The organism is Eikenella longinqua, assembly GCF_001648355.1.
Classification (GTDB): Bacteria; Pseudomonadota; Gammaproteobacteria; order Burkholderiales; family Neisseriaceae; genus Eikenella; species Eikenella longinqua.
In genome coordinates this window covers 19,821-33,770 of sequence record NZ_LXSL01000030.1, presented here as the reverse complement: position 1 = coordinate 33,770, position 13,950 = coordinate 19,821, and the positions used below count along the sequence as shown (strand labels likewise).

15 protein-coding genes, 2 other RNA genes and 1 pseudogene are annotated in these 13,950 nt (G+C 60.0%); 4 read left to right on the top strand and 14 right to left on the bottom strand.

All coding sequences use genetic code 11. The annotated features are described in order from the left end of the window. Window positions 1-18: 18 nt before the first annotated feature. From pth to ssrA, 3 genes are all read left to right on the top strand, one after another. Entirely contained in the window at window positions 19-591 is a 573-nt protein-coding gene (gene pth / locus A7P95_RS09420; RefSeq protein ID WP_067594474.1) for an aminoacyl-tRNA hydrolase, read from the top strand. 58 nt (window positions 592-649) lie between these two features. Further along, complete coding sequence (locus A7P95_RS09415; RefSeq protein ID WP_156503574.1) at window positions 650-943, top strand: hypothetical protein; 294 nt, start codon at window positions 650-652, stop codon at window positions 941-943. An 84-nt stretch (window positions 944-1,027) separates the two neighbouring features. Continuing rightward, window positions 1,028-1,389, top strand: a transfer-messenger RNA (tmRNA) gene (gene ssrA / locus A7P95_RS09410). A gap of 197 nt (window positions 1,390-1,586) precedes the next feature. Here the strand turns inward: ssrA and A7P95_RS09405 are convergent. The 11 genes and pseudogenes from A7P95_RS09405 to ligA all read right to left on the bottom strand — a co-directional run bounded on the left by A7P95_RS09405 (window position 1,587) and on the right by ligA (window position 12,236). Continuing rightward, window positions 1,587-2,108, bottom strand: a complete 522-nt coding sequence (locus A7P95_RS09405; RefSeq protein WP_067594468.1) for a hypothetical protein — start codon at window positions 2,106-2,108, stop codon at window positions 1,587-1,589. Between the two features lie 144 nt (window positions 2,109-2,252). Further along, window positions 2,253-3,050 (bottom strand): ParA family protein, encoded by a 798-nt coding sequence (locus A7P95_RS09400; protein ID WP_067594701.1) that lies wholly within the window; start codon window positions 3,048-3,050, stop codon window positions 2,253-2,255. Between the two features lie 55 nt (window positions 3,051-3,105). Further along, entirely contained in the window at window positions 3,106-3,729 is a 624-nt protein-coding gene (gene rsmG / locus A7P95_RS09395) for a 16S rRNA (guanine(527)-N(7))-methyltransferase RsmG (RefSeq protein ID WP_067594463.1), read from the bottom strand. A gap of 106 nt (window positions 3,730-3,835) precedes the next feature. Next, the gene (locus tag A7P95_RS09390) at window positions 3,836-4,270 is read right to left on the bottom strand and encodes a PACE efflux transporter (protein ID WP_067594460.1); all 435 of its coding nucleotides are present in this window, start codon (window positions 4,268-4,270) and stop codon (window positions 3,836-3,838) included. 146 nt (window positions 4,271-4,416) lie between these two features. Further along, window positions 4,417-5,484 carry an AI-2E family transporter gene (locus A7P95_RS09385; protein ID WP_067594457.1) on the bottom strand — a complete coding sequence of 356 codons (1,068 nt, stop codon included), beginning with the start codon at window positions 5,482-5,484 and terminating at the stop codon, window positions 4,417-4,419. A gap of 138 nt (window positions 5,485-5,622) precedes the next feature. Further along, window positions 5,623-6,270, bottom strand: a complete 648-nt coding sequence (recR, locus tag A7P95_RS09380; protein ID WP_067594454.1) for a recombination mediator RecR — start codon at window positions 6,268-6,270, stop codon at window positions 5,623-5,625. 121 nt (window positions 6,271-6,391) lie between these two features. Continuing rightward, the gene (locus tag A7P95_RS09375; protein ID WP_067594451.1) at window positions 6,392-7,567 is read right to left on the bottom strand and encodes an LD-carboxypeptidase; all 1,176 of its coding nucleotides are present in this window, start codon (window positions 7,565-7,567) and stop codon (window positions 6,392-6,394) included. 124 nt (window positions 7,568-7,691) lie between these two features. Then, window positions 7,692-8,186, bottom strand: a complete 495-nt coding sequence (locus A7P95_RS09370; RefSeq protein ID WP_245636600.1) for a hypothetical protein — start codon at window positions 8,184-8,186, stop codon at window positions 7,692-7,694. Between the two features lie 93 nt (window positions 8,187-8,279). Continuing rightward, window positions 8,280-8,698, bottom strand: a pseudogene (locus A7P95_RS09365) (HIT family protein). Between the two features lie 226 nt (window positions 8,699-8,924). Continuing rightward, window positions 8,925-9,431 (bottom strand): hypothetical protein, encoded by a 507-nt coding sequence (locus A7P95_RS09360; protein WP_067594446.1) that lies wholly within the window; start codon window positions 9,429-9,431, stop codon window positions 8,925-8,927. A gap of 450 nt (window positions 9,432-9,881) precedes the next feature. Further along, window positions 9,882-12,236, bottom strand: coding sequence for an NAD-dependent DNA ligase LigA (gene ligA, locus A7P95_RS09355; protein ID WP_067594443.1), 2,355 nt, complete (start codon window positions 12,234-12,236; stop codon window positions 9,882-9,884). A gap of 177 nt (window positions 12,237-12,413) precedes the next feature. On the opposite strand from ligA, the gene A7P95_RS09350 reads away from it, so the two are divergent. Beyond that, complete coding sequence (locus tag A7P95_RS09350) at window positions 12,414-12,863, top strand: tetratricopeptide repeat protein (protein WP_067594439.1); 450 nt, start codon at window positions 12,414-12,416, stop codon at window positions 12,861-12,863. Window positions 12,864-13,116: 253 nt separating this feature from the next. Here A7P95_RS09350 and ssrS read toward each other — a convergent pair. The 3 genes from ssrS to A7P95_RS09335 form a co-directional block, all read right to left on the bottom strand. After that, window positions 13,117-13,294: non-coding RNA, 6S RNA (gene ssrS / locus A7P95_RS09345), on the bottom strand. Between the two features lie 16 nt (window positions 13,295-13,310). Continuing rightward, a complete protein-coding gene (locus A7P95_RS09340; RefSeq protein ID WP_067594436.1) occupies window positions 13,311-13,607 on the bottom strand; it encodes a cell division protein ZapA in 297 nt (98 codons plus the stop codon). Further along, window positions 13,604-13,939 carry a hypothetical protein gene (locus A7P95_RS09335; RefSeq protein WP_067594433.1) on the bottom strand — a complete coding sequence of 112 codons (336 nt, stop codon included), beginning with the start codon at window positions 13,937-13,939 and terminating at the stop codon, window positions 13,604-13,606. Before A7P95_RS09335 ends, A7P95_RS09340 begins: the two co-directional genes overlap by 4 nt. Window positions 13,940-13,950 lie beyond the last annotated feature (11 nt).

The window sequence follows — 13,950 nt, the reverse complement described above, 5'->3', positions numbered from 1 at the left end:
CAAACCAAAGGACACCCCATGCCCATCAAACTCATCGTCGGCCTCGGCAACCCCGGCCCCGAATACGACGACACCCGCCACAACGCCGGCTTCTGGCTGCTCGACGAGCTCGCCCACAAATGGCAAGCCCGCTGGCAAGACGACAAGAAATTCTTCGGCCACAGCGCCCGCAGCGTGCAGCCCGAAGGAGAAATCCGCCTGCTCAAACCGCAAACCTATATGAACCGCTCCGGCCAATCCGTGCAGGCGCTCGCCGCGTTCTACAAAATCAAGCCGCAGGAAATCCTCGTGATCCACGACGAGCTCGACCTCGAGCCCGGCCGCATCAAATTCAAGCTCGGCGGCGGCAATGGCGGCCACAACGGCCTCAAAGACATCCAAGCCCGCCTCGGCACGCCCGATTTCTACCGCCTGCGCCTGGGCATCGGCCACCCCGGCGAACGCAGCGAAGTGATCAACTACGTGCTGAAAAAGCCCCGCGCCGAAGACCGCGAGCTCATCAGCCAAGCCATCACCAAATCCATCGACACCCTGCCCGCCATCCTCGCCGGCGACATCGCCGCCGCCCAGCGCGTGCTGCACGGCAAATAGCGGCGCGGCTCGGGCAGATACTGGTAGATAAAGGCTACCTGAAAAACAGGGGATGAGCATGAGCAAAGATTTTCGTGTTTTAAAAGCATCGTTGGCCGCAATGATTACTGCGCTGGCAACAGGCGTGGGCTTGGGTGTAACAACGCTGCTGTTGGTGGTTTTAGGGCTGCTCACAGATGTATTTGAAATGTATTATGATGATGCCAATCAGGCGTTTTGGGCGGGGATGGCATTATCGCTGGCGGGTGCATTGATAGCGGGGGCCGTGGTGTTTGTCACTGTTTATTCTGCTTATTCTGCCGACGACGAAAAGCAGGACGGCAAGCGGCGTGTTCACATCCGCCGGAGGTGATGAGGAGTGAGGGTTTTCAGGTAGCCTCTTGCCGGGCGGATTGTCCAAACCGGCCGCCCGGCGTATAATCCGCCTTCCTTATCTGGGGGCGACCTTGGTTTCGACGGGGGTTGCAAAGCAGATGCGGGCATACCGGGATCTCAGATTTCCCGTAAAACACTGAATTCAAATAGTCGCAAACGACGAAACTTTTGCATTGGCCGCTTAAGGCCTGCCGTTGCAGCAGTTGGTCAATGGGCTGTGTGGCGCAAGCCACGGCAACGTCATTTCACATTGACTGGTTTTCCGCCGGGTTACTTGGCGGGAAATAAGATTTAAGGTAACTGGCCTCCAAACAGCCTGTCTGTCGGCGGAATGGGGGCGAGATTCAAGTTGGCACGACTAAGTATGTAGAACGCTCTGTAGAGGACTTTCGGACGGGGGTTCAATTCCCCCCGCCTCCACCAATTGGCAAAAATACCCTGCTTTATGCGGGGTATTTTTATTGCCTGCCGTTGGGGAGAGGCTACCTGAAAAGTGGCATGCGGCTGCTATAGCGGATCAACTTAACTTTCGCTACGGCGTTAGCCTGCCTTGCCGTACTCCTGTACTGTCTGCGGCTCGCTGCCTGGTATCGAAAGCCAATTTGATTCGCTATATGCGTTTAACACCATCTCGGGCGCAGGGTGCGGCTGGCGGGGTTTTGGAAGAAGGGGTGGAGCAGGCGCTGCAAGTGGGGCAGGAGCGGGGCGATGGCGGGCTCGCGGCAGTGGGCGGCGCGGTAATAGAGGGCGAAGATTTCGGCCTGCTGCTCCATGTTGAGGCGGCTGAGGTGGGGTACGGCGGCGAGGTGGGGCAGGCGGTAGGCGCGCTGTTTCAGGTAGCCGCCGCGCAGGGCGGTGATGAGGCCGCCGAGCCACACGGGGAAGCCGTTTTGGTGTTGCCACACGTGGGCGAGCTCGTGTATCAGCCAGGCGCGTTCGGGCTGGGGGCGGGCGGAGAAATCGGGGCAGAGTTTGCAGGCGGGGAAGTGGATGTGGCCGAAGGGGGCAACGGCCACGCCGAGGGGCGGCAGCCACCAGGTGCCGAAGCGCAGGCGGATGCGGGAGTAGTCCAGCCCGTTGCCGAACACGCTGCGGGCGAGCCGGGTTTCGGCGGGGGTGAGGGGGCGGGAATGGCGGGGCATGAATGGGAAGGGGAGTGGGCGGCGGTGGAGGCTACCTGAAAATGTGTGGGCGGCTGGGTGTGCGGCAGTTTGGTTTTATTGTGGGTGTGTGAACTTGTGGGCTGCTGGTGCTTTGGCTGCGCAGACATTTGCTTTGTTTGTTTTTCAGGTAGCCTGCTGTGTGTTGGCGGCGTTTGGATTGCAGCGGGCGAGCACTTCGTCGGCGAGTTCCAGATAGGCCAGGGTGCCTTTGGCTTTGGGGTCGTAGGCCAGGGCGGGCATGCCGTAGCTGGGGGCTTCGGCCAGGCGCACGTTACGCGGGATGATGGTGCGGAACACGAGGCGGGAGAAGTGTTTTTCCAGCTGGTCGCTCACTTCCAGGGAGAGGCGGCTTTGGGTGTTGTACATGGTGCGGGCGATGCCGAGGATGTCGAGCTTGGGGTTGATGGCTTTGCGGATTTTGCGCACGGTGGCGATGAGGTCGGAGATGCCTTCGAGCGCGTAGTATTCGCACACCATGGGCACCACGAGCTTGTCGGCGGCCACGAGGCCGTTGAGGGTGAGCAGGGTGAGGGTGGGCGGGCAGTCGATGAGGATGATGTCGTATTCGGACAAAAGCGGCTGGATGGCGGTTTTGAGGCGCATCTCGCGGGCGATTTCCTGAATCAGCTCGACTTCGGCACCGGCCAGCGAGCGGTTGGCGGCGAGGATGTCGTAGTGGCCTTTGGGGCTTCTGAGGCGGGCTTCGGCGGCGGGGATTTGTTCGAGCAAGACTTGGTAGGTGCCGGCGCGCAGGCTGCTTTTGTCGATGCCGCTGCCGGTGCTGGCGTTGCCTTGCGGGTCGAGGTCGATCAGCAGCACGCGCTGTTGGCGGCTGGCCAGGGAGGCGGCCAAATTGACGGCGGTGGTGGTTTTGCCCACGCCGCCTTTTTGGTTGGCAATGGCGATAACTGTGGCGCTCATCATTCGGCCTTTCTGTGTGGAGGGTTTCAAGTAGCCTGCGCGGCGGCGGCGCGGGCTATTTCTGCCGCATGATTACCATGTGCCGCTCGGCGTCGAGCATGGGCACGTTGAGCTTGTCGGCGGCCACTACTTCGATGTCGGCGGGGAGCTGGGCGATTTCTTCGTAGGGGTACACGCCTTTCATGGCGGCCCAGTAGCCGTGTTCGTTGAGCAGGTGTTTGGTGAGGGCGACGAAATCGGCGAGCTCGGCGAAGGCGCGGCTGGTAACCACGTCTACTTTTTTGTCGTAGATGGTTTCCACGCGGCCGGAAGCCACGGTAACGTTGGAGAGGCCGAGCTCGATTACGGTTTGCTGCAAGAAGGCGGTTTTTTTGGTGTTGGAATCGAGCAGGGTGATGTGCAGGTCGGGGCGGCAAATGGCGGTGGGAATGCCGGGCATGCCGCCGCCGGAGCCCACGTCCATCAGGGTTTTTGCCTCTTGCACATAGGGCAGCAGGGTGAGGCTGTCGAGGATGTGGTGGCTGATGATTTTGTCGTCGCGGCGCAGGGCGGTGAGGTTGTACACGCGGTTCCACTTTTGCAGCAGCGAGGCGTATTCGAGCAGCAGGAGCTGCTGGGCGGTGTTGAGGCTGAGGCCGAGCTCGGCGAGGCCTGTTTGCAGTTTTTGTTTGTTGTCCATAATGATTGCGAAAGATTAGGGCTACCTGAAAAAGGGTTTCGGCTGTTTTCAGGTAGCCTGTTTGAAAGTTTGGCTGATTTTACTCTATCCGGCGGTTTTGCAAAACCTAATGCGCTTCGGATATGCCCTGCCGCCGCGCCAGCAGGCGGGCACGCAGGTGGTCGAAGGCCCAATTGTAGGCCAGGGAATAGAGCACGATGAGCAGGGTGAGGCCGAGGTCGGCAAGCAGCGCCTGCCACAGCTTGATTTGCAGAAACCAGGCAATCAGCGGCGTGGTGAAAAACAGCAGCCCGCCTTCAAACGCGCCGGTTTGCAGCATCCTCACGCCCCAGTCGCGCCGCTCGCGCCGGCCGGTGAAGATTTTGTCGAAGCCCCAGTTGAACACAAAATTCCACACCATCGCCGTTACCGACACCGCCACGCTCATGCCAAACGCCGTGCCGGCCTGCGAATGCCCGAACAGCAGCACGGCAATCGCCGAAATCAGCACCGCGCCGATTTCAAACAGCAGGGAATGGATAAAACGCTCGAAGAAGCTCACGGTTTGGCTCGGATAAATCGGATAAAAAGGAGGCGGTATTATACCGCAGAGGCTACCTGAAAAAATTTCAGGTAGCCTTTAATGTGTCGGGCAGCTTGGGCATCCATGCCCGAGCCGGCGGGATTTTTCAGGTAGCCCCTATCCTGCTAAATCAGCCCGCGCTGTTTCAGCTCGTTTTTCAGATAAGCATAATACACCGGCGCGATGATGATGCCGCCGATGCCGAAAATCCGCTCGAACACCACCATCACCAAGAGCAATTCCCACGCGCTCGATTCAATCTGCGAGCCGATGATTTTCGCGTTTAAAAAATACTCCAGCTTGTGCACCACCACCAAAAACACCAGCGAAGCCACCGCCACATAGAGCGACACGCCCAGGCTGAGGATGATGATGACCGTGTTGGAAATCAGGTTGCCCGCCACCGGAATCAGCCCCACCACAAAGGCAATCACCAACACCGTGAGGCGGAAGGGCAGCGCCACGCCGAAGAGCGGCAGAATCAGATACAGATACGCCGCCGTTACCGCCGTGTCGATCAGCGAAATCTTCACCTGCGCAATAAACACGCGCTCGAAGCTGTGCTGGAAGTTCACCACGCGGCGCACCAGCTCGGCCTTAAACGCGGGCATTTGACGGCGTTGGCGTCGCAGGTTCAGGCGGTGGAAGCTGAGCAGCGCGCCGATGATCACGCCGATGATCACATACACGAAGGAGGTGAAACTGTTGCGGCTGATGCGGGTAAGCGTGGCGCCGTATTCGGTAATCAGCTCGGCGGCGGCGGCTTTGATTTCGGCCAGGTTTTCCGGCAGCATGTTTAGGATGGCGGGCGGCAGGTCGCTGCTGTTTTTTGTGTCGGCTAGGATGGCGGCGAGCTTGCCCAGCATTACGGAAATGTGCCCGCCGTGCAGCAGGCGGTACACGCCCAGCGCCATCAGGAAAATGGCCAGCAGCACCAGGCCGATGGTGAGCGTGGCGGAGACGAGGTTGATGTTGCGCACGTTGAGCGAGCGGTGCAGGAAGGTGTTGTGCGGCAGCAGGCGGCGGCGTATCCATAAAATCAGGCCGTTGGTTTGGCTGATAAACACGTAGGTGAGGATAACGGAGAGCAGCAGCGGCAGAAAGCGGTAGTGCAGGATCAGCAGCAGGGCGGCGGCCATCAGGATGTAGGAGGCGGTGCGGTGGGCGGGGTGGTCGGGTTTGGCGGGGAGCATGGGCGAGTTCGTGGTGTGGATGGGAGTGAGGGGCTACCTGAAAGTGGATGGTATTGGTTTCATTGAAGCTAATGTTTTCAGGTAGCCTGGGCGGGATAGCGGCGGCTGGGAGGCTACCTGAAAATTTCCGCGGCGGGTTTAGGGTTGGTGTTCCGTTTCGGCTGCGGCGGCGCTGTCGGTTTCTTTCACCAGCCGCCGTTCGTACACGGATTGCGCCAGCGTTCCGGCGTCGATGTATTCCAGCTCGCTGCCCAGCGGCATGCCCTGCGCCAGGCGGCTCACGCGGTAGGGCAGGTTTTTGAAGAGCTCGGCCAGCACATAGGCGGTGGCGTTGCCTTCGGGGGTGAAGGCGGTGGCGATGATCACTTCTTCCACTTCGCTTTCTTGCAAACGCGCCACCAGCTTATCCAGCGCGATGTGCTGCAAATCCATGCCCTGCGCGGGGCTGATCTGCCCCATGAGCACGAAATAGAGGCCGTCGTGGCAATGGGCGGCTTCCATGCCGGCCACGTCGGCGGGCAGGTGCACAATCATCAGGCGGCGGCGGTCGCGCTCGGGGTTGGCGCAGATGGCGCAGAGCTCGCCTTCGCAGAAGGTGTTGCACAAGCGGCAGTGCTGCACGGCGGTGAGGGCGTGCTGGAGGGCGGCAGCCAGCTCGGCGGCGCCGTCGCGCTTGTGGCGCAGGAGCTCGTAGGCCATGCGGCGGGCGGATTTGGGGCCGACGTTGGGCAGGATTTCGAGGGCGGCGGTGAGGCGGGCGAAGGCGTCGGTTTTTTTGCGGGTCATGGTGGGAATGGGTTTCAGGGGCCTGGGCGCGATATGGGGCCGAACGGCGGCGGCACAAGCGCGATGGTTTTCAGGTAGCCTCTTCTTTCTCCGATGAGGCTACCTGAAAACGCTGCGGCGGCTATTCGCCGGCTTCGCTGTTGTCTTCCGCCGGGGCGGGGTTGTCGAAGGAGGGCGGGGGTGGCAGCAGGTTGTTGAGCGTGAGGGCGGCGGGGTTGAGCGTGGGGTGGCCGCTGAAGCGGGCGGTGTAGCCGCCGGCGCCGTTGCCGCGGATGGCGGTGGGCACGCCCAGCGGGAAGGTGGCGAGGTTGCTGATGTGGCCGAAGGGGAAGCCGGTGAGCACGGGGATGCCGCTGATGCGGCGCAGGGTGCGGATGACGCTGGAGAGGTCGTAGCCGCCGTCGTACACGTCGCGGGCGTTGCCCATGCGGAAGTTGCCGAGCACGATGGCCTGCTGCCGCTTGAGGATGCCGGCTAAATGCAGGGTTTGCAGCATGCGCTCGAGGCGGTAGGGCTGCTCGCCCACGTCTTCGAGGAAGAGGATGCCGCCTTCCGGCTGCGGCAGGTAGGCCGAGCCGGCCAGCGAGGCGATGACGCTCAGGTTGCCGCCCCACATGGTGCCGTGCAGGGTGGGCACGTTATCGGCCTGCACGTCGGACACCTGGATGCTCAAATCGGCCTGCGTGCTGCCGTCGATGAAGGCCTGCATGGCATACACCGAGGGCTGCGCCTTGCCGAAGCCGCTGTAAAGCATGGGGCCGGCGAAGCTGCACATATTGCCCTGCGCCAGCAAGGCGAGCTGGATGGCGCACACATCGCTAAAGCCGAAAAACAGCGTGCCTTGCTCGCGCATGCGCGCGCCGAGCGAGGCCCAATCGATATGCGGCAGCAGGCGCACCGCGCCATAACCGCCGCGCATGCCCATCAGCACCTGCGGCGTGGGCACTTTGCCCGAAGCCACGTCTTGGAAATCGGCAATGCGTTCGGCATCCGTGCCGGCAAAACGCTGGTAGCGGCGCTCCACCGCCTGCTGGTTGGTGATGGCAAAGCCGGCGTTATACAGGCGCAACAGGCCGGCCTGCGCCTGCTCGGGGCGCGGGGCAAAGCCCGAAGGCGCCACCACGCGCAAAGCCGTGCCCCCGCCGCTGCGGCGTGGCTGGGTTTGGCCGCCCGGGGCAACGGCGTGCCCGGGCGAAGCAGGCATCACCGGCGCGCTGCACGCCTGCAAAATGCCGGCACCGGCCAGGGTGGCGGAAGCGCTGAGGAAGCGGCGGCGGGAAAGATGGGGAAACAGCATGGCGGGAATCCTTAATCGGTTGGTGTAGTGTTTGGGTGTTTTAGCTTCGCAGAAACTCAGCCTTGGCTGCGCCAAGACATCGTTTTCAGGTAGCCTTTTCGGGGTTTGGGCTACCTGAAAGCAGTTATGCCAAATCAAATTCCTGTTTCATCTGTTCTTGTTCTTTTTCGCTGAACAAGCAGATGCACAAAGCCTGGCAATCGTATTTGCTCCAGCCGTTTTTCGCTTCAAAGTCAAACAGGGCTTGCGACAGGGCTTCATTATTGTCCGCCACGTTGCCGAATGCGGCTTGGAGCGTTGCCGCGGCCACCGGCTCGGGCGTATCAATCAACATAACACCGCAATTATCGGCCAAATTTAAAGGCTCGGATAACGGCAGAGAGAAATAAGTTTTGCCGTCCCAATCCTGCAAAACGAGCTGGTTTTCGCGCACAGCAAAGAATGCGTCCGTGCCGAGCAGATACCACAAGTTTTCATATTCGCCCTCAATCGCATAATCTGCAAACGCTTGATGGAATTCTTTTAGGAAATTGTCTTGGCCGTTATCAAATAAAATGAGCGAGCTGGGCGAAATCGTCAATAAATACGGCTGTTTCATCACGCTTTTCCATTCCATCATTCACAACAAATACCGCCGTTAAAGCAAGCCCGCGATAGCGGTTTCAGGTAGCCTTTGCATTGGGCGAGCGGCAGGCATTATACCAGTCGCCCCTCACGCTTCGGCAGCCAGCAAAGCCGCCACCTGCCGCTGCCAATCGGCCGGCAGCGCCAACTCGGCTTCGCGGCGCGGCGCGGCGCGGCCCAAATCGAATCGGGGAAACAGGCATCGTTCTCAAAGCGGGCAATCACATGCCAATGCAGGTGCGGCACCTGGTTGCCCAGGCTGGCCAGGTTGATTTTGGCCGGGCGCAACACTTGCCGCATCGCCGCCTCGGTGCGCCACACCGCCGCCATGATTTCCTGCCGCGCTGCTTCCGGCAAATCCGTCATTTCGGCAATATGTTCGCGCCAAATCACGCGGCAAAACGCGGGCGCGGCGGGGCTGTCGTTTACGGCGATGATGCGCAGGCGGCTGTTTTGCCACAATACGGTTTCATCTTCGGCGCGGCACAGCGGGCAGGAGGCGGGCATGGCGGTTTCCTTTCGGGCGGGTGGGTTGGTCAGCCGGGGCAAGGATAGGGCACGGCGGTGGGTTTGCCAAGCGCTTTAACGCTTCGGCGGGAAAGGTAAAGGCTACCTGAAAACGATGTCTTGGCGCAGCCAAGGCTGGGTTTCTGCGAAGCTGAAATCGCTTCAACGCAGTTCAATGGGTGAAAACTTTTTCAGGTAGCCTTTATCGGCATATTGGAAGCCGCCATCAAACAGGCCGTTCCAATTCCCTATCCCAAAACGCCTGCCAGCTGCCGCCAGCCTTGCCGAGGTAAACGGAAAATTCGCTGTTCGCATGGTCGGCGCCATAATCGATTTGCGGCGGCTCGGCTTCATAGCAAACGATGGATACGCTGAATTGATGCGCTTTGCGCCAACGCTCCTGCGTCCAGCCGGTTTGGCGGTGCGCTTCGGGCACGGGCGATGCGGCAGCGCGTTCGCAATCGGCCTGAACTTGGTTGTCTATTTCGTTTAGGGCGCTCAAAATTTCCGCCATCTCGGCTTCGTATTCGTTTTTGAAATATAAGACAATATGGCCGGCGCCCGCGCCCAATTCCAATTCGGTATAGGCGCCATGCTCCGCGTAGCTGCCGCTTTCGTTGCACAAGCGGCGGGTGGCGGCCGCCAGCTCTTGCGCCCAGTTGGTGCCGGCAAAACGGTTGCGCGGAAATGGCGGCTCGGATTGGGCAAGTAGTTGCTTGAAAAAAGAAAACATAGGGCTCCTTGATGGAGTTGGGTTGAAAAGCGGCAAGGATTGCCACGCTTCGGCATCAATCCCCACGGCAATAGATAACGGCATCTAACTCCATGCTTTTTTGATAGAAACTTTATGATTTCGCCGTATCCGTGAACAGCCTGCAGGTAATTGGCCAAAATCTGCTGATGAGCGGGATAGAGCTTGGTGTCGCCGTAAGGGTCTAAATAGATTCCTGTTTTTTCTTTTAAGTGGGAAATGGCGGCCTGAATGGTGTGCTCATCGGTGTCCAAATCCAAATATCGGTATCCGCTGGTGTCTTGGAAATAAATATTCAACATTTTTGCTTTTCTTGAGAAGAAGCGTGGCAAGCATTGATGCAAAGGCATGCGGGCTATACAACTTGCAAGTGAGTTTAATGTACTGTTCCTGCGGGTAGTTGCTGCAGTCTGGCAGGATGCGGCATATTTTTCAGGTAGTCTCTCCCAGCATCCCCAGCAATTCCTCCTCACTCAACACAGCCACGCCCAAGCTCTGCGCCTTTTCCAGCTTGCTGCCGGCGGCTTCGCCCGCCACCACGAAGTCGGTTTTTTTGGACACGCTGCCGCTCACTTTGCCGCCGGCGGCTTCTATCAGGGCGGCGGCCTGGTCGCGTTTCAGCGTGGGCAGCGTGCCGGTGAGCACAAAGGTTTTGCCTGCGATTGCGCTGTTTTCGGAGTGCAGGCTGCCTGAAACGCCGTCCGCACTTTTTTCAGGCAGCCCTTCCGTGAAGGCGGTGATTTCCTGCAACAGTTTGGCGTGTTCAGGCTGGCTGCGCCAGTCTTGCCATTCCTGCGGCAGGGCGGGGTCGGCGGTTAGGGCGTGCAGGCTGCCGGCGAGCTGCCAGAGTTCGGCGGTGCGTTTTTCGCTGAGTTTGATATTGGGCAGACGTTGCAGCCATTGCTCGGGCGCGGCGTATTCTCGGGCTTGGGGCGACGGGGCGGCGGCCTGCGGGGCAACGTGCTGCAATAAGTCGTCCAACATTTTCTGCTGTGCAGGCTGCCTGAAATAGTGGGCGGCGGCATGGGCGACGACGCTGCCGATGTCGGGCAGGCAGGCGAGTATGGGCTGGGGGGCGCGGCGCACGGTGTCGAGGTTGCCGAAGGTGGCGGCAAGCTGTTTGGCGGTGCTTTCGCCGATGTGGCGGATGCCGAGGGCGAACAGGAAGCGGGCGAGCGGCGGTGTGCGGCTTTGGGCGATGCTGTCCAAAATGTTCTGCGCCCATTTGGTGGCGGCGGATTTGCTGTCTTTAATGGTTTGCAGCTTGGCAATATCCAGTTGATAAATATCGGCAAAGCTGTGCAGCACGTCTTGCGCGACGAGGGCTTCGATTTGCCTGTCGCCCAGCCCTGCGATGTCCATCGCCTTGCGGCTGGCGAAATGGATGAGCCCTTGGGCGCGCTGGGCCTGGCAGAGCATTCCGCCGGTGCAGCGGGCGACGGCTTCGCCGGCTTCGCGTTCCACCGCGTTGCCGCACACGGGGCAGGTTTCAGGCAGCCTGAACGGGTCGTACTGCGGTTCTTTGAGGCTACCTGAAAACAAATCGGGTGCAGGCTGCTTTTCCACCATCGGGCGGCGTTCCAGCACCACGCGCACCACTTCGGGAATCACGTCGCCCGCGCGGCGCACCACCACGGTGTCGCCCACACGCACGTCTTTGCGCGCCACTTCGTCCTGATTGTGCAGCGTGGCGTTGGTTACGGTTACGCCGCCCACGAACACGGGCGCAAGCCGCGCCACGGGGGTAATCGCGCCGGTGCGGCCGACCTGCACGTCAATCGCTTCCACCGTGGTGAGGGCCTCTTCGGCGGGGAATTTGTGGGCAACCGCCCAGCGCGGCGCGCGCGACACGAAGCCGAGTTGCCGCTGTTCGGCCAATGAATTGACCTTGACCACCATGCCGTCAATTTCATACGGCAGATTCGGGCGGTGTTCGGCCAGCCGCTCGTATTCGCGCAACACGGCCGCCGCGCCGGTGTACACGCCGAAATAGCCGTAGGGCAGCGAAAAGCCGAGTTCGCCCAGCAGCGCGAGTTCTTCGATATGGCTTTCAGGCTGCCTTGGGATGCCCGCCAGTTGGGCGATGCCGTAAGCAAAAAAATGCAGTTTGCGCTGCGCGGTAATTTTGGAATCGAGCTGGCGCAGGCTGCCGGCGGCGGCGTTGCGCGGATTGGCGAAAGGCTTCTGCCCCGCCGCGAGCTGGCGTTCGTTCAGCGCGGCAAAATCGGCTTTCAGCATCAGCACTTCGCCGCGCACTTCCATCATTTCAGGCAGCGTGTCGCCGTGCAGTTTCAGCGGGATGTTGCGCACGGTTTTGATGTTTTCGGTAACGTTTTCGCCCGTGGTGCCGTCGCCGCGCGTGGCCGCCTGCACCAAAATCCCGTTTTGATACAGCAGGCTGACGGCCAGCCCGTCAAACTTCGGCTCGACGGCGTATTCGGTCTGCGCCACGCCCAGTTCCTTGCACACGCGCTCGTCGAACGCCAAAAATTCGGCATGGTCGAACGCGCCCGTGTCGTAGTCGCGCGGCGAAAAAGCGTTGTTCAGCGACAACATCGGCACGGCGTGGACAACGGTCTCGAAGCCGTCCAACACCGCGCCGCCCACCCGCTGCGTGGGGCTTTCAGGCAGCCTGAACTGCGGATATTCCGCTTCCAGGGCTTCGAGTTCGCGGAACAGGCGGTCGTATTCGCTGTCGGGCACGGTGGGCGCGTCCAAAGTGTAGTATTCGCGGGCGTAGCGGTTTAGCTGGAGAGTGAGATCGCGGATGCGTTGTTGGGCGGTCATGGCGGCGGTGTGATGTGAACAAAAGACGGCGCATATTATCACGCGGGCAAGGAGAAGAGGCTACCTGAAAACGATGTCTTGGCGCAGCCAAGGCTGAGTTTCTGCGAAGCTAAAAACCGCCAAGCATTTTTCAGGTAGCCTGTATAATGCGGCGCATCTCAAACAAAGGAAACCGCCATGGCCGAACTTAACGACCACACCTACCAGCAAATCACCACCCTGTGCGAACAAGGCGATACGCTGGCCGATGAATCCCGCCACGCTGAAGCGCTGGAACACTACTGGCAAGCCTGGGATTTGCTGCCCGAGCCGCAAACCGAATGGGAAGCCGCCACCTGGATACTCGCCGCCATCGGCGACACCGAATTCCTGCGCGGCCGGCACGAAGCCGCCCGCGAAGCCCTCAGCCACGCCATGCACTGCCCCGACGCCATCGGCAACCCCTTCCTGCACCTGCGCCTCGGCCAAGCCCAATTCGAGCTCGGCAATCACGAGTGCGCCGCCGACGAACTCATCCGCGCCTATGCCTTGGGCGAAGAAGATTTGTGGGCAGACGAAGACCCCAAATACCTCGACTTCCTCGCCACCGTGTGCGACGGCATCGAAAACCACAGCCGCAAGCATTAGCCCGCCCCGCTCGATTGCAGCGGCTGGTTGGGGAGCGAAATACTGGCCAGTTCTCTCGCTCCAACCGTGTAGAGCCGGGGCGCTAAACTGGGTTTGGGTATTCCATTTGGCCATTAGTCCTGATTTTTCAGGTAGCCTTTGTCTGGGCAGCAGGCTACCTGAAAAATAAACGTGCCGGCATCATACATCAACGCGCTGTCCAAGCCGCTCCGCAAAACAAAATCCGGTATGCAAGATACCGGATTTTTTATGGGGAAACCCCGCGAGTGCCGTTGGGCTGGATTCGCTTGAACCTTGAGTCAAGGTTGGCCACTTTCGGCAGTTTCGGGTACGTTCACGGGGAACGCGCGCGCCCACCACACAATCTGCAGCCTGAAGCGATGTTATTGGTTCAAAGGAATGGTATGCCTTCGCGAACACCGCAGGGTTAAAAGAAGAATAACTAATTTATTTTTCCAAATCAAGTGCTTTATCGCAATTTTCTATTATGGTGCTTATTCTACGCTCAATTTCGCCGATTGCCAAACCGTCTTTCGCGCTCATTTTGAGCAAATCGTGGGTGAGGTTCAGCGCGGCCATGATCACGATTTTGTCGGTTTCCACAATCCGGCCGGAAGACTGAATCACGCCGATTTTCTGATTCAGCATGTGCACGGCCTGCAACAGGGTTTCTTTTTCGCTGTTGGGCGTGCCGATGTTGAATTGGCGGCCCAAAATATCCACGTTTACTTGTTCGATACTCATGCTGCCTGCTCCTCTTGGGCGGACACGGGCAGCCGGTCGAGCAGGGCGCGGATGCTTTCGGCGCTTTCTGCCAGCAGCTTGCGGTAGGCGGCGTTTTCCTGCTGCAAGGCTTCGATTTGGCCGGTGAGCTCGCGTTCCATGCGCGTCATGCGCTCGCTGTAGGCCAGTTGCAGGCCGTCGATGGTGGCGCGGTGGTCGTGCCGTTGTTTCTGCCAGGCGGCGTCCATCTCGCCGATTTTTTTGTGCAGCGCCTGTTTTTCGCGCACGGCGGATTGGTATCTGCCCACCAGGGTTTCGATGGAGGTTTGCAAATGCTCTAATTGGCTGTTCATGAATCTGCCTT